This is a genomic window from Paenibacillus sp. FSL L8-0470 (assembly GCF_038008625.1).
GTDB lineage: Bacteria > Bacillota > Bacilli > Paenibacillales > Paenibacillaceae > Paenibacillus_AQ.
In genome coordinates, this window is the sequence record NZ_JBBOZM010000001.1 from 5,446,471 (window position 1) to 5,466,020 (window position 19,550).

General features: G+C 48.2%; 13 protein-coding genes and 2 pseudogenes. 4 read left to right on the forward strand and 11 right to left on the reverse strand.

Annotation, left to right across the window (positions count from 1 at the left end; genetic code table 11):
- Window positions 1–66: 66 nt before the first annotated feature.
- A complete protein-coding gene (locus tag NST99_RS24955) occupies window positions 67–672 on the reverse strand; it encodes a DUF1349 domain-containing protein (protein WP_341095203.1) in 606 nt (201 codons plus the stop codon).
- 148 nt (window positions 673–820) lie between these two features.
- A complete protein-coding gene (locus NST99_RS24960; RefSeq protein ID WP_341095204.1) occupies window positions 821–2,809 on the reverse strand; it encodes a Na+/H+ antiporter in 1,989 nt (662 codons plus the stop codon).
- Window positions 2,810–3,320: 511 nt separating this feature from the next.
- Between NST99_RS24960 and NST99_RS24965 the strand changes: the two genes are divergently transcribed.
- Together NST99_RS24965 and NST99_RS24970 are read left to right on the forward strand one after the other, a co-directional pair.
- The gene (locus tag NST99_RS24965; RefSeq protein ID WP_341095205.1) at window positions 3,321–3,941 is read left to right on the forward strand and encodes a hypothetical protein; all 621 of its coding nucleotides are present in this window, start codon (window positions 3,321–3,323) and stop codon (window positions 3,939–3,941) included.
- Between the two features lie 48 nt (window positions 3,942–3,989).
- A pseudogene (locus NST99_RS24970) lies at window positions 3,990–4,181 on the forward strand (FAD-binding protein); the annotation flags it as partial.
- A gap of 90 nt (window positions 4,182–4,271) precedes the next feature.
- Here NST99_RS24970 and NST99_RS24975 read toward each other — a convergent pair.
- The 5 genes and pseudogenes from NST99_RS24975 to NST99_RS24995 form a co-directional block, all read right to left on the reverse strand.
- Entirely contained in the window at window positions 4,272–4,925 is a 654-nt protein-coding gene (locus NST99_RS24975; protein ID WP_341095207.1) for a response regulator transcription factor, read from the reverse strand.
- Window positions 4,922–5,854, reverse strand: a complete 933-nt coding sequence (locus NST99_RS24980) for a sensor histidine kinase (protein ID WP_341095208.1) — start codon at window positions 5,852–5,854, stop codon at window positions 4,922–4,924. The genes NST99_RS24975 and NST99_RS24980 overlap by 4 nt, the downstream gene beginning before the upstream one ends.
- A gap of 750 nt (window positions 5,855–6,604) precedes the next feature.
- A pseudogene (locus NST99_RS24985) lies at window positions 6,605–6,743 on the reverse strand (SDR family NAD(P)-dependent oxidoreductase); the annotation flags it as partial.
- A complete protein-coding gene (locus tag NST99_RS24990; protein WP_341095211.1) occupies window positions 6,724–7,434 on the reverse strand; it encodes a glycosyltransferase family 2 protein in 711 nt (236 codons plus the stop codon). The pseudogene NST99_RS24985 and the gene NST99_RS24990, both read right to left, overlap by 20 nt.
- Window positions 7,435–7,608: 174 nt before the next feature.
- Complete coding sequence (locus NST99_RS24995; protein WP_341095212.1) at window positions 7,609–9,828, reverse strand: MMPL family transporter; 2,220 nt, start codon at window positions 9,826–9,828, stop codon at window positions 7,609–7,611.
- A gap of 295 nt (window positions 9,829–10,123) precedes the next feature.
- Here NST99_RS24995 and NST99_RS25000 point away from each other — a divergent pair, with 295 nt between their 5' ends.
- Window positions 10,124–10,741, forward strand: coding sequence for a TetR/AcrR family transcriptional regulator (locus NST99_RS25000; protein WP_341095214.1), 618 nt, complete (start codon window positions 10,124–10,126; stop codon window positions 10,739–10,741).
- A 28-nt stretch (window positions 10,742–10,769) separates the two neighbouring features.
- Entirely contained in the window at window positions 10,770–13,226 is a 2,457-nt protein-coding gene (locus NST99_RS25005) for an MMPL family transporter (RefSeq protein ID WP_341095216.1), read from the forward strand.
- Between the two features lie 187 nt (window positions 13,227–13,413).
- On the opposite strand, the gene NST99_RS25010 is transcribed toward NST99_RS25005, so the two are convergent.
- The 4 genes from NST99_RS25010 to NST99_RS25025 all read right to left on the reverse strand — a co-directional run bounded on the left by NST99_RS25010 (window position 13,414) and on the right by NST99_RS25025 (window position 19,518).
- Window positions 13,414–15,531, reverse strand: coding sequence for a serine hydrolase (locus NST99_RS25010; RefSeq protein ID WP_341095219.1), 2,118 nt, complete (start codon window positions 15,529–15,531; stop codon window positions 13,414–13,416).
- Between the two features lie 250 nt (window positions 15,532–15,781).
- On the reverse strand, window positions 15,782–17,173 hold the full coding sequence (locus NST99_RS25015; RefSeq protein WP_341095221.1) for a sigma-54 interaction domain-containing protein: 1,392 nt from the start codon (window positions 17,171–17,173) through the stop codon (window positions 15,782–15,784).
- Between the two features lie 110 nt (window positions 17,174–17,283).
- Window positions 17,284–18,228, reverse strand: coding sequence for a DUF561 domain-containing protein (locus tag NST99_RS25020; RefSeq protein ID WP_340897038.1), 945 nt, complete (start codon window positions 18,226–18,228; stop codon window positions 17,284–17,286).
- Between the two features lie 54 nt (window positions 18,229–18,282).
- Window positions 18,283–19,518: an L-lactate MFS transporter gene (locus NST99_RS25025; RefSeq protein WP_341095224.1), complete on the reverse strand. Its 1,236-nt coding sequence runs from the start codon at window positions 19,516–19,518 to the stop codon at window positions 18,283–18,285.
- Window positions 19,519–19,550 lie beyond the last annotated feature (32 nt).

Consider the following 19,550-nt stretch of genomic DNA (forward strand, 5'->3'; position numbering starts at 1 on the left):
AGGCCGCTCCATGCAGAGCGGCCAACGTATTACTTCCATATGATTCTCTATGTAACTGGTTGAAGTTTATTCGCCAAACCGGATATTTTTTACCGTCCTATTAATCAATGAAAAATTATGAAAAATCCGTTCCCCGCCTTGGCCTACCGGTGCCTGCGCTACAAGACCAACCTTAAGGGTCTGACCCACCGGTAAAGTGAAGAACCGCATCATGTCGAACTTGATCCCATCCAGCGAATAGTGGAAAGAGAATGCATTATCTACTCTAGTAACCTGCAGCCATACAATATTTCCGTTAATATTACAGCCGTTGGCGTCGTCTGAAGTATGATTGGTTACAACGCTAACTACAGCATGGGTATCAAAGTCTGTCTTTTCAAAGCAGGCTTTGGCCCATACTTGAAAATCCTGCATCACCATAATCGTCGCCGAATCATAAGTATCCTTAAAATCATGCGAAACCTGAACCCGCATCACAAAATCTCCGGTTACCTCTTTGTAGTAAAAGGGGGCATTTAAGAGGCTTTCCGGGGTAATTCCTGTTTCCGAAATAGCACCATTATTACAGAAGAAATCCGTTTCAGCCGGTGCTTCAATAATCAGTTTGTCGTCTACATAGCTCGCCTTGCTTTGGTTGATCCACTCAAAATCATCAAAGATTGATTGTTCCATTCGAAATTCTCCTTTGATTGTTTTTCATACCATTGTAAGCAGTATCTTTTTGGGGGACGCTGGTGCTCTAAGAAAGCATAAGTTATCCTATTTCAACGGTCAAGCACCCTTTTGGATATGAGCACCTTCTGTGGCAAGACCGCCCTCCTTAACTCGTCTCTTCCCGCAGATCATGCTCCATGAAGAGGATATCGCGTTTCATTTCTTTCATACCCTGTCTGGAGAGACGCCCTGTCTCGAACATGGATTGGATATGATCTCTCTCCAGCTGAATTCCGACCCGGGCCAGCTCCTGCAATGACATGCCGAACTCTTTTCGGGTGCCGGTGTCGGATTCGCTTCTTGTCAGGCGCAGCAGCATCCGTTCATATTGCAGAACTACCGAGTTGACCGTCTCCATATCCGGCCCTCCTTCTGTAAGCAGAGTCTTTAGCTGCTTAATGACATAAGCAATATTTTGAATCCTGAGGCTGGTCAATTCGGCGCGTCTTTCGCGGATGCTTAACCGGGCTTGCTGCAGCACCCCGGCCACCTCGTCCCAATGCTTAACGGGGAACAGCTCTCTTTTATACTGGGGATTCCGTGTGTGCATAAACAGCAGCCGGTTAATTCTGTTCAGATAACGGTACGCTGTATATGGATTCACTTTTTTGTTGTCCAGCGCAAGCAGCGTATTCTCTCTTTCCCATTGCAGGACAGCCAGGCCCAAGGCCTGCTGTACCTTATCCTTCTTCTCATCTTTCCTGAGTGTTCGGATTCTGGAGGTATACGTATTGATGATCTGGGCAGTAGCCAGCCGGTTCTGGTCCGTGGTCAGGTCGTTTAATCCGCTAACAACATTCCTCAGAATCTCAATTTTCGTCTGAATCTCCTCCTCTTCCTGCTCTGTTTGCGTTTCTTTCCCCAATAAAAGCGGCAGCAGATAGTTGGAGGCCAGCAGAGTCCACAATATAACTCCAGCCGCCAGGAAAATGATCAGATCTCTGGCCGGAAATACTGTGCCATCATTAAGAAAAAATGGCAGCGACAACGTACTCGCCAGTGTGATCGTTCCACGGACTCCTGACAAACTAAGGATAATTGCCTTCTTGAATCTGAGCTGCCAAGGGGCGCGCGGTTCGGTCCCTTCGGGAATATTCATCAGAAGGGCCCAGATAAGGCGCAGCCCGAGTACAGCCGCAGTCAATAGCAGCGTGTACATAATCACTTTAAAATTCCCTATTTCCGGGCTGTTCCAAATCGTCTGAATAATCTCCGGAAGCTGGGTGCCAAGCAGCAGGAAGACCAGCCCGTTCAATACAAAAATAATGACCGACCAGGTGCTTTTAGAGACAATTCTCAGCTTGGCTACTTCGGGATTCATTTTCTTGTAACCGAAAGAATGGGCAATTCCTGCGGCGACGACGGCAAGGATGCCGTTAACCCCCAGTTCCTCGGCAGCCATAAAAATCAAAAAGGGAGTCAGGATCTCAATCAGCATGTGAAGTGTAACATTCTCCATTCCCAGTCTCCGCAGCCATTTCACCACTCCATATTTCACTAGCGTGAGCAGAAGACCCAGCACCACACCGCCTAGTGAAATGGAAATGAAGCTGAGCCCGGCGGATTTGAAGGAGAACACCCCAGTGACCATAGCGGCCACGGCAAACTGAAAGGAAACTAGACCCGATGCGTCATTTATTAAAGATTCTCCCTCAAGGATTTGCATCGTCCGGTGGGGGATTCTGACTTTCTGCTCCAGTGCGCCCACCGCCACGGCATCAGTAGGCGCTAATGCAGCCGCCAGTGCAAAGGACGCCGCCAGCGGGATGACCGGAAGCAGCCAATTAAGGAAATATCCCATGACTCCTACCGTTACAAAGACTAGACCCAGCGCCAGCAAAAGAATGGGCTTCTTCAGCTTCCAAAGTGCCTCTTTGTCGGCATGCCTGCCGTCATTGAACAGCAACGGGGCAATGAACAGCAACAAGAACAGCTCCGGATTTAGTTTCAGTTCATAGTGCAGGGGCAGCCAAGTAATCACTATCCCCAGCACGATTTGAATAATAGGCACGGAGACCGAAGGGATAAACCGGTTCACTAAATTGGATAAAGAGACTGCCGCCAGCATCAGCAAAATATATTCAAACAATTCCAAAAGATCTTACCTCCATATCTGAGAATTCATTTTAATGTAAGATAAATGTTTAAACTGAATGTAAATCATCTTGTCACTTATATAAGTTGAACTTTAGACTTACCCAACCGGCATAGAACGCAACTGCGGTGAATGTTTGGACTTCCGGCCGCTGCCCTTCTCCCGATTTCTTGATTTAACCCGCTATTTGCGGTTGAAATCCGGAGACTGCTTATGCTTTCGAAGCGAGCTTTCCTACGGAAAGCTTTCAGGCGGTCGCTATCGCTCCTACAGTTCCAAAATTCCCCTCCGCTGCTTTAGCCTCAAGGTAGTTCTTTAGTTCAACTTGTATAGGTATTTTTATCGGGAATCGCCAGCTACTTCGTTAATACAGCCTGCTCCATCTATTCAACTCTTTAAGATTTCAGATTCTTGCTGCTGAACAGCGTCTAAAGTGAATTCTGAGGAATAGATATCTATATACGGGAAACTGGAGACCAGCAAAATCCGTTATAGCAAAGGGGGATTTGTTATGCATCCGGCTGCAACCTACGCCGCAACCGTCTCTCCCCATACCTGTACCACATTTCGCGCTCTTGTTGAAGCAATAATCCCAAATACTGCGACAGGCTCCGTATGCGGGGACGTGCAAACTGCAGGTGCTGTTAATTTATGTGTTCACGAGTATATGATCTGGGAGCTGGACCACTCTCTTTCGCTTGTGCAGGGTTTTTATTTGACAGTTGTACCGCTAGCCTCTCCTGTCGCCGGGTTGCTCAATTGCGGTGCCGTTCAATTCGTCGCCTCCGGACAAATGCAGGCTGTTATTGATTATTCCGTTTGGGAGGGAAGTCCGTTCGCCGCCCTTCACCCTGCAGACCGGATTCGGGTACTTGCCATGCTGGAGCATGCGGACCTCGATCTTGGAACTGTACCGCCTCCCTTCCGGAATGATGCAGGTCTTATACGGTATAACATAGATTTCCTCAACAGACAGACCATGTTTGGCAACTACTCGGAATGGCCGGCATACGGAAAGACCCGGCTCAGTGTTCCGACGAAGCGGAGACTGGAAGGGTTCCGGTGGGTTGGATACAAGCAGAATACCCGGGAATTGTCTCTGGTTATCGGGCCCTGCTTGGCAATGTGTTGACTATTGAGCGGCAGGGAGGGGGATCATCTATTGTGTGCCGCTGAGCCCATGTTCGATGCTGATGTAATTGTTATCGGGTCCGGCGGCGGAGGTGCCGTTGCGGCTAATGAGCTTGGAGAAGCGGGGCTGAAAGTGCTGGTACTGGAAGCAGGGGCCTGGTACGGAAACAAGCAATGGGTGAATCCGAACAGTGAACACGGCGGAGAATGGAGCGCTGATTACAAGGATTTGGTGGAAGGTGAAGAGTACTCCCTCTCTGAAGGGTAATTAATTCTGAATTTGACTTCAATCACTTTCTGATCATCACCATAGTTGCAGGACAACCCGATCTTACATTTCCAAAATCCCCCGCTCCAGTGCAACGGCAACCGCCTGCGAACGTGAATCTACTCCAAGCTTATTGTAAATGGTCGTTAAATGTGCTTTTACGGTACGCTCGGAGATTCCCATATCAAAGGCAATTACTTTGCTTTTGAACCCCTTGGCGACAGACTGCAGGATGAATATTTCTTTGTCAGTCAAGCGATTGGCTTCATGTTTCAGAGGAATTGGAGCTTTCTGCTGCGACTTGACTGCAATTACCCGTTCCATAATATCGGCGGAGAGCAAGGTTTCTCCACGTACTGCCGACTCAATGTTTCTGAACAGATTCTCACGGCTGGTATCTTTCAACAAATATCCTTTCGCCCCCATGGCCAGGCCACTGATCATTAGATCGTCTTCGTTATAGGTTGTGAGAATTATTACCGGAATCGTGCATCCTTGGTTCCTTAACTCCTTCATCGTATCCAGGCCGCCCATAACTGGCATATTCAAATCCATCAGAATCACGTCTGGCTGCAGCTCCTTGATCAATTGCAGTGCCTCTGAACCGTTCCCGGCTTCACCAACCATTTGAAACTGCTCACTTGTCTCCAGAATCAGCTTTAATCCTTCCCGGACTACAAAGTGATCGTCTACAATCAGAATTTTGTATACATTCATGTAAGTTCTCCTTCAATGAAAGGTGTCTCCAGCTTAATGCGGGTTCCTTCTGAGTTACTGTCCACGTTAATCTCTCCTCCAATTAGTCTTACCCGCTCTTTAATTCCCAGCAACCCATAGTGTCCGGCATCCTTGCCAATATCATCTGTTTTAAATCCAATGCCATTATCCCTAATCTCAATAATCAGCCTGTCGTATTGCGTGGAAACCACAACCCATACTTTATCAGCCTTTGCATGGCGGGCAATATTGGTCAGACATTCTTTAATGATATGCAGGCTATGTTCCATCAGCAATCTGGACAACCGCTTGTTCAAATGATATTCCGTGGATACAAGGATCCCGGTGGCGTCATTAAAATGTTCAATTTCATCGCCAATGGCCTCCTTGAAATCAATCTCGGGTGCTGATTTCAAGCGCAGATTGTCAATCGCTCTCCGGGCTTCGGCCAATGTCCGGCGTGCATGCTGCATCGACTGCCTGATAATTCCCTGCGCCCGCTCCGCATGATTCTGTGACATATGAGCATCTGCGGCTTCGAGCTGCATAATGAGTCCGGCAACCCCTTGTGCCAGTGTATCATGCAAATCCCGGGCCATACGCTGGCGTTCATTCGCAAGGGTTAACTCCTCCACCTTCTCATGGGCTTCTCTCAGATCCTCCAGAAAGCTCTGAATTCTGAGCCGCTCTTGGACCTGCTTGAAGAACAATATTGCATAAGCCAGCACAATAATCAGCATCAGAATAAATATAGGAAGAAATAAGATAAGTTCACCGGAATCTCCAACAGTCAAAGCGGAATCAAAAAATACCACAATACTGATAAGTGAAACGAATACTGCTCTCTTCACCCGGAAGGAAAGACTGAGGCTCTGAGCTATCAGTATAGGCAGCAGTCCGATTAAAACCGCCTGATAACCATCTCGCATTAAAATCGCACACAAATAAATTAAAGCCGCTTGAATTGAGAAATACAGCCAAAATTTATTGTGAGTGACTCTGTGGGAATTCCAGTGTAATAATCCATGAACTGTAAACAAGCCTGTAAATACAGCACCTTCTAAAATCAAAGGCTCCTTGAGAAATTGCAGTATTATTGTTCCTGCATAAACGATTGACACCCAAATCAAAGTCGGCAGCCTTGAAGCGAATAATTCACTAATATCCTGCATTCCGTTTTTTTTATTGTTCAATGGTCCTCCCCCTGATCGTCTCTCTGATCCGTAAGTTTTATTTTAACCTAACTGCATTCTGCTGTAATCCTCTATTAAATACATGTAAAAGCATCCCTAACTTTATAATTTTCCACTTCTTTTAATTCTATAATGTTGTAAGACTTTCCACACCGTCCAAAAGGGCAAATGATATTTGCCCTTTTGGGCAGTGTGGCTGAACTCCTCATAATACACAAAGAGACATTGCATGGAAATCTCCATCAATGCCTCTTAACCTTTGCTTACGAGTATTCATTGAGCGTGCTATGGGTTAATACGCCGTCCAGCCACCATCTGCCGCAATCACAGTTCCGTTGACAAACTTGGAATCCTCGAGGCAAGGAAAAGGGCAACGGTCGCAATTTCTATAGGCTCAACCGCCTCACTGCGCTGAGTTCCTAGCAACGATGCCCACGGCTGCCCCTCCGGCCAGATTGATTCCGTCCACGACCTCAGAGACCACATCCCCGTTAAGATCGGCCACCACAACCATGGCACCTTCCTTGGCATACAATTCCGCTATCGCCCGGCCTACCCCTGACGCTGCACCTGTAACAACCGCTACTTTATTGTGTAATTTTATCTTAATTTCCTCCTTTAACATGGTACAGAATCCCTCTCTTTTTGAGCCAGCCGATGACCATGGCATCCATAAAACCTGTGCACCCCTCCTTCAAAATCCCATATTTAGATACGCTGTATTTCCTTCTCTGATGGGTTACCGTGACTTCAAGGACTGAGAATCCATTCATCTTTGCGAGTGTCGGCAGAAAACGGTGCATTCCATTGTATAAATGAAAGCTGTCTGCCACCTCCCGGGTGAAGAGTTTCATAGGGCAGTCTGTATCATAAATCGAATCTCCGGTGATCCAATTGCGAATTCTATTTCCGAGCCGCAAAGATATTTTCTTCAGCATGGGTTCTTTGCGATCCACCCGTTTTCCATTTACAAAATCGATCCTCTCAATAAATGGCATCAGTCTGAAGATATCCCGGGGATCTGTCTGGAGGTCTGCATCCATAAGGGCGATTAATTCGCCTGTAGAGCGCTTAATTCCGGCCCAGACCGCAGCCGTTTGCCCATAGTTTTTCTCAAAATGAATGACCTTTACCGCCTCATCCATCTGGGCGATTTCATTCAGCAGGACAGCACTTCGATCTCTGCTGCCATCATTCACCAGCACTATTTCATAACTTTCCACTTTCTCTTTCAACGCGTTCGTGATGCTTAAGTAAAGATCGTAAATATTACCCTCTTCGTTATAGACAGGTGCGACCACTGAAAGGCGGGTCATGGAGCAACACCTCTTTGCCAATGAATTACTGCACCGTACACCAATCCCGCATACCCCACCCCAATAACGCCTATCCTCACTGCAACCTCCCCCAGTTTCTTAACGATTTATGGATAATAATGCGGCAGTCATTGAATATTGTACTAATCAACGGCTGCCGCTTCTTAAACCAGCTTATTCTAAGGGTTCAGCCAAGAATCTGATATTAGCTTCCTTCACAAATTTCAGCTGTTTCTGTTCTACTTCCTTCATAACTTCCTCACCCTCCACATCCAGGTTGGGAAGCAGCCGGTCCAGCCACTTTGGAAAATACCAGGCCGACTTCCCAAGCAGGGTCATAAGACCAGGAACAATCAACATCCGGACTACAAAGGCATCAAACAGAACCCCAAAGGCGAGCGCCAGTCCCATGACTTTGACCATAGGCTCCTCTGCCAGAATGAATCCGGTAAAGACGGCAACCATGATAAGTCCTGCTGCGGTTACGACTCCGCCACTGTGGTGCATACCGGCAAGAACAGACTTCTTGGCATCTCCACTCTTCTTGAACTCCTCACGCATCCGGCTGACCAGAAACACTTCATAGTCCATCGCCAGGCCGAACAGAACACCAACTACAATGATCGGCAGGAAATTGAACACCGGCGCTTCCGCATAGAATCCGAACAGCTTTTGGAAATGACCATCCTGAACAACATAGGTGACAAATCCCAAGGTCGCACCGAGCGACAGAATGAAGCCGAGCACTGCCTTGATCGGAACCAGAATCGAACGGAACACCAGCATTAGCAGTACAAAGGCCAAACCAACAATGATCAGGCAAAATTTAGGCAAGGCCTGATTCAACTTCTGAGTGATATCAATATTGACAGCAGTACTGCCGGTTACCCCAATTTTGACATGATCCTGCTGCTCTATTTCCGAAGCCTTATCACGAATCAGATGCACAAGGTCTAAGGTTTCTGAATCATTGGGTCCCGTTGCCGGCATGACGGTAATCAGCGACACTTTTCCGGATGGTCCAGTCACCGGCGGGTTTACCATAACGACGTTGGGGTAGGTCTTCACTTCTTCAATCACTTTATTAAGATTGGCGGCAGCCGCTTCCCCGCCATCTGTTTCTGCCAATATTACTAACGGTCCATGATACCCTTCACCGTAGGCTTCACTTAGGAGGTCGTAGGCCCGGCGCTCGGTTTTATCCGGCGATTTATGACCGTCATTCCCAAGGCCCGTCTCCATGTGGAAGAATGGCAGAGCAATGGTTGCCAACAGCGCAACACCCAGTACTACAGCCACTAAAGGCTGCCCGGTAACAAATCTTCCCCACATATTCCCGCGGCCTGCCGGCTTCTGCTTGCTTTCTGAGCCCTTGGAACGCTTGACCGGTGCTTTGATTTTACCTCCCATTAATTCTAGTATTGCCGGCACCACAAATATCGTCATCAATATAGCAGTGAATACACATAGCGCGCCTGCCATGCCCATAGCACTAAGGAACGGTACGCCCACAAAGGAAAAGCCGAGCAGAGCAATAATAACTGTTATTCCAGCAAACACCACTGCACTCCCGGCTGTTCCATTCGCAATGGCGATTGCTTCCCGTCTTTCATAGCCTTCGGCAAGCTGCTGGCGGTATCTGGCGATAATGAATAATGCATAATCGATGCCGACAGCCAGTCCAAGCATACCGGCCAGCGATAAAGCAAACGACGGAATGTCCAACATACTCGTTCCGATAATAATCAGCATAATACCAAAGCCAAGGCCTAAAGCCGCTGTTAAAATCGGTAAAGCGCCGGTAAGGATAGAACCAAGAGCAACTGCAAGGATTACCAAGGCCACCAATACCCCAAGTGCTTCGGCCGGACTGCTGGTTGCCATTTTTACGTACCCGTCGCCGATCAATTCGGCCTGCCAGCCGGCATCCCGCAGGCCTTCTGCAATCTCGGTAACTGAATCCTTCGATGCCTCTGTAACTTCGTCACCTGGCACTTTATACGTAATTGTGGCATAGCCAATGCTGCTGTCCGCATTCAATGAATGGTTATCATACGGACTTACAACCGAAGCTACCTCCTGATCCGCTGCCACTTCCTTAAGCTTCTCCGCAATTAGCTGCTGTGCTGCTTCAGAGGATAACGTTTCATTGCCGGGAGCCTTTAGCACCAATTGGGTTTTCCCGAGGTCACCCTGCGGGTTTGGAAATTCCTTTTCCATAACCTCCAGTGTTTTTTGCGAGGCAAGTCCGGGAATGGAGGTTTCCTCACCAAAATGGATACCCATCGAAAGTGCCACAATAGCTGCTGCCACCAAAAGTGTAATGCTTCCCAGCAGGACTTTAATCCGGTTCTTCGCCGACCAAAACCCCAGCCGGTATAATAATTTTGCCATTTCAGTATCGTCTCCTCTATGCTAGATGTTTTTCTCTATGCCTTTATCTTATAGACCGGGAGACCTTCTGCCATCGTCCAAAGGGGCACGGAGAATCTGCCCTTTTGGGCAGCCCTTTAGACAACAAAACATGCGAAAGTTATCTTTCGACATGTTTTGTTCATTATGGTTTCAAGAAGCTCATATTCCGCAAATAATTGCCCATTGTGCAATTTTGCTCTTTGGGCAATAATATAGAAATAGCAAATAGAGGGCAGAGCATCCTCTGTACTCAAGAAAGGAGGTCGCTTGGAACTTGAACCCCAAGCCGACATTGCGCGATAAAAAGAAGGAAGCCACAGCTTATGCCTTATCCCAATCCGCCTTCGAGCTTGCACTTGAGTTGGGTATGGACGGCTTCATTGTCGATGATGTTGTCCAGAAGGCCGGCTACTCCCGGCGGACCTTTGCCAATTACTTCTCGTGCAAAGAGGAGGCGGTAGCAGAGTATTTTATGGGCAACATTTCAAAAGAGGACAAGAACATACTGCTAACAGGCTTGGCTCCGGATGCAACACCACTGGATGCCTTGTACAAATTGCTGAAGCTGCAGTTTACTTCCGAGTTTCTGTATCAATTACGCCAGTTCGTATCACTTGCTAATCAGTACCCTTCGCTGGAGCCTTATATCCTCAGCGTATTCCGCCGTTTACAGATCGCAGCACAGCAGACGCTCGAGCAGTTCTCTCATGGACGTTATGCGGACGGATATACCCATCTTCTTGCGGGTGCTGTCTATGGAGCGTTCGTGCCAATTCTGGACGGACGGCTAAACGTGCTGCTGCCGGGCGAGTCACAGGATGAACACACCGGTGCATTGTCGTTCGATCAATATTTGAATTCCATGTTTGCTTATTTACGCAACGGCTTCTAAACCAGAGATAAAAAGGAGAAACCATTACATGTCAACATTTCTATACCGATTGGGAAAATCGGCTTATTCCAAACCATGGTATTTCCTTACGGCCTGGATTCTTATTCTCGGTGTTGTAGGTGCCCTGCTAGGCGTCAATGGCATCCAATCCAGCTCCGAAATGAAAATTGAAGGCACGGAATCGCAAAAAGTTCTGGATATGCTGGCTGAAGAGCTTCCTGCTGCTGCCGGCGGCCAGGCGAGCGTCGCCTTCACCGCGCCTGCCGGAGAACGGCTGGACACGCCGGAGCGGACAGCGCTGATTCTGAAGGCTATCAATGATGTCTATAATATGGAGTATATTATCAACCCGGCCGAGCTGGCTGCTCAAGCCGCCGCTGCTGCGGGACAAGCTACAGGAGCAAACCCGTCAGCCGCTACGGGACAGACTGACGCTGCGGGTCAAGCCGCTGCCGGTGGTCAATCTGCCACTGCTGATCCTTCGGCAGCTACGGGTCAGACTGATGCTGCGGGACAAGCTGTTGCCAGTGGTCAATCTGCCACTGCAGACCCTTCGGCCGCAACGGGTCAAGCGGCTGCTACAGCTCAGGCAGCTCCTTACGGACCGCTGTTGGCTGACGGTGTTCCGGTTCCCGGCGTCATGTTATCCGCCGACGGCAGCATCGCCCTGTTCCAGTTTCAATTCACTGTTCAGCAGACGTCGCTGCCATCTTCCGTACCGGATAACATCATCAACACTGTGACCGAAGTCGAGCAGGCAGGCTCTGGCATCACAGCCATTCCGAGCGATTCGCTGAAGAGTATTCCGTCGATCGGATCGACAGAAGCGGTAGGCGTCGTCGTCGCAGCCATTGTACTGTTTATTACGCTTGGCTCGGTCGTTGCCGCAGGGCTGCCGCTGATCACCGCACTCCTTGGCGTCGGGATCAGCGTCGGCGGAGCGTTTGCCCTCTCAAGCATCATCCAGATGAATGACATCACGCCGATTCTCGCCGTTATGATCGGTCTGGCTGTCGGCATCGACTACTCGCTGTTCATCGTCAACCGGCAGCGACGGTTGATTCTCGATGAGAAATTAAGCGCCGGCGAAGCAGCAAGCCGGGCATTAGGTACCGCCGGCAGCGCAGTATTTTTCGCCGGACTAACCGTTATCATCGCCCTATGCGGCATGCTGGTCATCGGCATTGGCTTCCTGTCAACCATGGCTCTAGTGGCCGCTGTCAGCGTTCTGATCAACGTCCTGCTGGCGCTGACCCTGCTGCCTGCGCTGCTGGGTCTGGTGGGTGAACGGATCTGCACCGCTAAGGCCCGCTCCAAAAACGTTGCTTCCGTTAACAAAGCCCGCCACGGGTTCTCACACCGCTGGGCGAACGCTACCGTGAAATACCGCTGGATCATCATTATTCTGGTGGTTCTGGGTCTTGGAACAGCGGCGATCCCGGTAACAAAAATGGAGCTGGGTATTCCGTCCGGTGCCTCGGCGAACCTGGACACCCCGGCACGCCAGAGCTATGACATTATCTCCAAGGGCTTCGGCGAAGGCTTCAACGGACCACTGCTGCTGGTGGCCCAGCCGAACAACCCGGCCGACAAGATTTCTATGCAGACCCTGGGCAAGCTGGTTCAGGAGCTGCAAATGCATGATAACGTCACGCTGGTGTCCCCAATGGGTGTCAATGCGACCGGAGATATCGCCATTATCAGTCTAATTCCAAAAACCGGCCCGACAGATACAGCGACAAGAGATCTGGTACAGGATCTGCGCGATCCCGCTTCCGGCCTCGCATCCGGGAATGATGTTAAGCTTGGCGTGACCGGCTTCACCGCCATTAATATTGATATGTCCTCCAAGCTTTCCGATGCTTTCCCAATTTATATTGGCATCATCGTAATTCTGTCGTTAATCATCCTGCTGCTCGTTTTCAGGTCGGTCATCGTTCCGATCAAAGCGACAGTTGGCTTTATTCTCAGCGTGCTCGCCACCTTCGGCCTTACCACAGCCGTGTACCAGTGGGGATGGCTGCACTCCCTGTTCGGTTTTGACACCGGGGGTCCGCTGCTCAGCTTCATGCCGATTCTGGTCACCGGCATTCTGTACGGGCTGGCGATGGACTATCAAGTGTTCCTGGTCAGCTCCATGCGCGAGGCTTACGTCCACGGACGCCGTGGCAACGACAGCGTCGTTCATGGCTATGATCTCGCCAGCCGCGTCGTACTTGCAGCAGGCATAATCATGGTTTCCGTCTTCGCCGGCTTTATCTTCGCACCTGACGCGATGATTAAGCAGATCGGCTTCGCGCTGGCCTTCGGTATCCTGATCGATGCCTTCATCATCCGTATGACGCTCGTTCCGGCCGTAATGGCGATCTTCGGAGACAAAGCCTGGTGGCTTCCGAAATGGCTGGATCGTCTGCTTCCCAACCTTGATGTCGAGGGCGATAAGCTAATCGCCAAGCTCCATGCCGAGGGCGGAGAAAAGAAATAAAAAAAGGCGGCCGTTAGACCGTCCCCCAAAATTCTTAAAAAGTAGAGCCTGCGGACAATGTCTGCAGGCTCTGCTTTTTGTAGTACAGCCCAATATATTCATCGGGCGCAATCTCCCTTTTTTCCATTTCATAAGGGGGCTTATTAAGTTGAACTAGATATATGAACTCCTGTCGCTGTCCGCCCTCTCAGTTGCCCGCTTCCCCGGACTTCTCCGTCAGTCCGGCAACGATCTGATTGATCGGATTCGTGAACAGAGCATACAGAATTGCAGCATTCTCCTTTTTGCTCAGCGCATCTCTGGACTTGAAATCAACAGCCCCCTTGGCATTAGCCTTGATGTCAGGTCCGTACAGTCCCAAAGCCACGGCCATCCTCACTGCCGGAACCGCCCATTTATCCGTTTTGCCGGCCAGCTTCACATCTTTGAACAGCTCATCCGGGTACTGTGCGCTGAGCAGTTTCCACACCATTACCGCCGCCTCCTGGCGGGAAATGACCCGGTCAGGCTGGAACTCTCCGCCTGGCGTTCCTTGAACCATTCCGAGTTCAACGGCCATCTGTACATATGCGGCATCAGGATGACCCTGCAGATCAGGGAATGCCAGCTTCTCTGTCTTGCTCTCTTTTATATTGCTGCTCTCCAGCATCAACCGCACATACTCGGCACGTGTAGTTCCCGCCTCAGGCTGAAAGCTGAGCGCCGCATCATTCGGCAGATAGCCCAGCGACTGCAGCATCATAACCGGGGTCGCATACGGATGGCTCGCGGTGACATCGGCATAACCCACACCATCCGGCCCTTTTTGCTCATAGCTGTAAGGATTGAGGTACGGTTCTTTCAGATAGGCGCCTTGTCCGCCCGAAGTCATTTCAAAGCCAGTAAATTTCTTGGTAAGCGCATCAATGAACAAATTATCGTCCACCTGACGCAGCTGGCGGGTGCCCAGCAATGCATCACTAATGCTAAGCGCACCATTTTTTACAGCAACCGTGGAGACCAGGCTCTTGAGACGGAGATCCGCATAGTAACCCGTGAACGCATCCAGGGCTTCGGCGCTCAGCGGCTGGAAGGTTCCCAGCTTCGCCGGTGCGGCATATTGCGGGAAAAATTCCTGGATAAACGCCGGGTAAAACAGCTCCCGCAGCACGCTTTGCTGATTATAGGCAATAAAAACTCCGGTATTCTGCTCCGGAATCAGGAACATATAAGAGCTGAAGCCGATTAAATCGCCTGCCTTGGTGATAATCTTGGAGCTGCTGCCGGCACCGGGAAGCTGCATGGGTGCTTCGAAGCCGTAGGTGGTATTCGGCAACAACGGGTGGATGGAGGAGCGATATTCCTTCATGGAGTCTACTGTACTTTCAGCCAGAATGCGGTTATTTCCCGCCACACCCCCATTCAGAAAAGCAGTCATGAACTTGCCGATATCATCGGCGGTGGACAGCATGCCTCCATGTGGCATGACGGTTGGAGTTACTGTATACAAGTCAAGCGCCTTGCCTGCGGCATCATAGGCCGTAGCGAGATCTTCCTTCAGCTTGCCTTCCAGCAGGAAGCCGCTTTTATCCATATTCAGCGGTGCAAATACATGCTTCTCCATATAATCCTCATAGGACTCGCGGCTGGCCTTCTCCACTACCAGACCAAGCAACAGTGAAGCGAAGTTGTCATACATGTAAGAAGTGCCCGGCTCTCGGACAACCGGCGGCATGTGCTGCAGCACATAATCCTCAATAGATACCTTTGTCCCGAAATCATCATTGATATCTTCCGGCTGAGGGTCCTGAATCCGGAACCCAGTGGTATGGGTCAGCAAATCCTCCACCGTTACCGGAACCCCGAAGGGATTCTCGAATTCAATCGGTCCTGTATAGGTCTGGAAATCCGCTTTCAGATCAATTTTCCCTTGCTCTACCAGCTGCATAGCGGCAGTGGCGGTGAAGGTTTTGGATACCGAGGCCATGCGGAAGACCGTTTCATCAGGGTCTACCTCCGTTTTACCGGCCTTGTCCGCATAGCCGAAGCCTTCTTCAATCACCGTCTTGCCATCCTTGACCACAATGACAACCGCACCGGCAAGCTGCGCTTTTACCTCTTTCATACTGAAGAATTGCTTGAGGAACGCCGCGGCATTCTCTGTCGTCAGCGGCTTAGCTTGCCCTTTAGCAGATGCCGGAGGAGGAGACGCAGGGGAAACGGCAGACGCATGCACCATCGGGGCCGTCAGAGTCAGAATCAGAGTAGCGGCAAGCACTGTCCTCGTCCAAAAAGCGGGACCGCTACGCAACATTGACAAATTCATTCACTTCACTCCATTTCCATTAAAATAATAGGTATAGCTGTTATTACGGAATTTTATGGATTTGGATTCATTAAATTCTAGCTCCAATAAGGCGAATATAAAATCATATTTGTTTCACCGCAGCAGCTCATGCGGGAACAATCTGTCCCTGGAACAAAAAAAAGCTCCAGCCCAAATGAGCTGAAACCTTTGATTTTATGATTACCAGAATCAAACTTTAATAATGTTCCATTCAGGACAGGTTGCGCTGTTATAAGGTTTTGGGGGCCAGCACTTCTTCCATTTTCTTTAGCTTTCTGTAAATAACCGATCTGTCCACACTTAATTTCTTGGCCGCTTCTGTTCCGTTACCATAACAATCTTTCAGTACTTTTTTTATATAACGCCCCTCTGCTACTGCAGTGAAGTCTTTCAGAGTAGACAGCTGATGTTTATTCTTTTCTATGAAGTGGTCTATTGAATACCAATCCGCAACATTATCCTCTTCCTGTTGGCTAATTCCCATGTATTCCGTAACCACAAGTCTTTCGATATAGTTCCTTAACTCTCTCGCATTCCCATGCCAAGGCTGACTAAGCATCTTATCAAACTCTTCAGCACTTAAGACATATTTCTTACCATACATTTGATTGAAGCTGGCTATAAAACTGGAGATTAATCCTACAAGGTCTAGTTTGCGGTTGCGAAGCGGAGGAATATGAATCGGGATCACATTAATCCGATAATATAAATCTTCCCGGAACAGCCCTTTCTTTACCATACTCCACAGATCCCGGCTAGTAGCTGATATAACACGACAATTGATCGGTATATTAGTGATGCCGCCGACTCTTCTCACTTCCTGATTCTCAAGAACCCGCAATAATTTGGCTTGCATCTCGAGAGGCAAATCCGCAATTTCATCCAGAAATAGAACCCCTTCATTGGCAATTTCAATCATGCCTGTCTTCACTTCCGCCTGCCCTTCAAAGACTCCTTTTTCGTATCCAAACAATTCATATTCAAATCCAGCCGGAGCAATAGCTGCGCAGTTAATCGCAATGAAGGGACCCTTCCACTTTTCACTCTTTAGATGAATATATTTCGCTATAACCTCTTTGCCCGTTCCGGATTCACCATATATTAACACTTTACTGTCGTAGGATGCTATTTGGTTGCAGACTTTAATAATTTGTTTCATTGCTAAACTTTCGGCAACAATACCTTTCCCTTTTCCCGCTGCAGCTTCTCCTAATTGCTTGCTGATTTGCTGGGTTACAGGTACATTAGCCTCATAATAGGTGTGTTCCTGTTTGAATTCATTTGAAGTGGTGACTACCAGCTGCACCTCCCCATCCTTATCCAAAATAGGAATAGCTGTCGAGAATATATGAAACCCTCTTGACGTAATGATATTCTTAGATACTTTTTGTTTACTTTGAATGGCTTCCATCGTAATGGAATGACCATAATAGCCTGCCTTCACCAAATCCTGGACGTTGGCCTTTAGCAGCTCTTCTAATTGAACTCCAATGGTTAAAGCGGTAAATTCATTGGAAATTAATATATTTCCGTTTGGATCGGTGACAAATAAAGTAGACGGCAATTCTCCAATAATTTCGTCTATCGTACGTTTACCTGATTTTTTATTTCTTTTAGTCAAATTTATCAGTCCTATACAGTTGTATTAACGCTTACTTCATACTTAGAAAAAAAGCCAAATGATATCATTACGTAAATGATACCACTTGGCTAATATATATTACACTTTAATTATGCACCAACAACTGATAATTTCCCCAGCTTCTCAAGGATTTCTTGCGCCTCTTCAAACATAGTGGTAATCATCTCTTCAACCGTGGTAATCTCATTGACCATCCCACAAATTTGTCCTGCCATTACAGAGCCAGTATCCGTATCTCCTTCGAATACGGCTCTGCGCAAAGATCCTAAACTTAATTTCTCTAACTCTTCACGAGAAGCCTTTTCATTTTCAAGTCTAAGGAATTCAGCGATCATACTATTCTTAATACTTCTTACAGGACCACCCAGGCTGCGGCCAGTAACCGTTGTGCTCGTATCATCTGCTGTAATTACTGCTTGTTTGAAGTTCTCGTGAGTAGGGCATTCCACTGTAGCCAGGAACCGGGTTCCAACCTGAACACCCTGTGCTCCGAGCGCAAATGCGGCTGCGACCCCACGGCCATCCGCAATCCCGCCGGCTCCAATAACCGGAATGGAAACCGCACTAACTACTTGAGGCAGCAGAGCCATCGTCGTTGTTTCACCAACATGTCCGCCCGCTTCTGTTCCCTCAGCAACAATCGCATCAACACCTAATGCTTCCATTTTCTTGGCGATTTTTACAGAAGGGACTACCGGAATTACGATAATGCCATTTTCTTTGAGAGTCTTCATGTATGGAGCGGGCGTGCCTGCACCCGTGGTAACAATCTTCACATTTTCTTCTATAATGACTTGAATAAGTTCAGGGATATTGTTCATCATCAACATCAAATTTACAGCGAAGGGTTTATTGGTGCTTTCTTTTGCCTTACGAATCTCGTCACGAAGACGATCAGCAGTAAATCCGCCTGAACCGATAATGCCTAGCCCTCCCGCATTAGAAACAGCACCTACTAGAGGAGAAACGGCGATTTGAGCCATACCACCTTGAAAAATTGGATATTTAATACCTAATAATTTTGTAATCGACATCCTTATAAACCTCCATTTTTTGATTGTTTTTTATCGTTAATGTAACTAAGTTTCTTAAGCAGCTTTAGCGGCTTCTGGTTTTGGCTGTTGTTTTTCCATTGCTTTGAAAACAAAGGTTAAGGCAAAACCAACCAAGGAGATAACCAGAGCGATGTAAAAAGCATTCGTGAACATTCCGTCATTAGCTGCTGCAACCTTACCGGCAATTCGCGGTCCGAAGAATGCTGCTCCTGAATAACCGATAAAAGTTACACCATAGTTCACGCCGTAATATTTCATACCAAATTTCTCACCGACAATAGAAGGGAATATTCCCATGGTTCCGCCAAAGCATAAGCCAATTCCTACGATGGCTACTGCAAATCCGGCTATTGTTGTAGATAATGCTATAGTCAACATCATGCCCGCAATGACCAGATAGATAATGAGCAGACATTTTACCCGCCCAATTTTATCGGACACAGCACCCCAGAATACACGACCAATGCAGTTACTGAGAGAGTATAAACTTACATATAGTGCTGCGGCTGCGGCCGAAAGTCCAAACATCTTCTGACCGATTACAGAAGCATTAGCTGTTACCATCATTCCTGACAAGGCACCGATTAAGAACAGGCAGGCTATCACATAGAATAATGGCTTCTTTATCATTTCGTGCCACTCTATATTAACTCCACCCTTAGAAGCTGCAGCAGCCGGAGGCGTCCAGCCTTCAGGGATATACCCGGCCGGGGATGCTTTAACGAGTAGAGCAAGGCTTAGAATGACTACTAAGAAGGCGGCCCCGAGCATGATCAATGCTGGCTGGACACCATTGCCGCTAATTAACGCGTTAGCTATAGGTGCTATAACGATGGAACCACCGCCATATCCCGCTGTAACAATTCCGGCAGCTAATCCTCTTTTATCCGGGAACAGCTTAACGCTGTTCCCAATTGTAGCTGAATACACAATTCCCTGACCTATTCCGGTAATTACACCGTATGTGATATACAGCATCCAAGGAGCGGTTGCCAATCCGGAAAGAATAAATCCAAGCCCAAACATTGCTCCGCCAATGAATATAGCCTTCTTGGCTCCCCCTTTATCCACCAATTTCCCTCCCAGGATCATTGGAATTGGAGATATAGCCGCATTAATAGTAAAAGCCATCATAATATCCGGCATCGTAACATTAAATACTTTGGTTAATGGCAGTGCAAAAATACTGAATGCGTATATTGCACCTACACAGATATTAATGATCGTTGATGCAATCAATATCCTCCAACGATTCAATTTTACATTCATGACATCATCCCTTTTCATGGTTTATTAAATCA

Excerpts from the sequence above, each read along its gene's own strand:
- NST99_RS24955 (WP_341095203.1), bottom strand. The coding sequence starts at position 672 with ATGGAACAATCAATCTTTGATGATTTTGAGTGGATCAACCAAAGCAAG.
- NST99_RS24965 (WP_341095205.1), top strand. The coding sequence starts at position 3,321 with ATGCATCCGGCTGCAACCTACGCCGCAACCGTCTCTCCCCATACCTGT.
- NST99_RS24975 (WP_341095207.1), bottom strand. The coding sequence starts at position 4,925 with ATGAATGTATACAAAATTCTGATTGTAGACGATCACTTTGTAGTCCGG.
- NST99_RS24980 (WP_341095208.1), bottom strand. The coding sequence starts at position 5,854 with ATGCGAGATGGTTATCAGGCGGTTTTAATCGGACTGCTGCCTATACTG.
- NST99_RS24990 (WP_341095211.1), bottom strand. The coding sequence starts at position 7,434 with ATGACCCGCCTTTCAGTGGTCGCACCTGTCTATAACGAAGAGGGTAAT.
- NST99_RS24995 (WP_341095212.1), bottom strand. The coding sequence starts at position 9,828 with ATGGCAAAATTATTATACCGGCTGGGGTTTTGGTCGGCGAAGAACCGG.
- NST99_RS25005 (WP_341095216.1), top strand. The coding sequence starts at position 10,770 with ATGTCAACATTTCTATACCGATTGGGAAAATCGGCTTATTCCAAACCA.
- NST99_RS25010 (WP_341095219.1), bottom strand. The coding sequence starts at position 15,531 with ATGAATTTGTCAATGTTGCGTAGCGGTCCCGCTTTTTGGACGAGGACA.
- NST99_RS25020 (WP_340897038.1), bottom strand. The coding sequence starts at position 18,228 with ATGTCGATTACAAAATTATTAGGTATTAAATATCCAATTTTTCAAGGT.
- NST99_RS25025 (WP_341095224.1), bottom strand. The coding sequence starts at position 19,518 with ATGAATGTAAAATTGAATCGTTGGAGGATATTGATTGCATCAACGATC.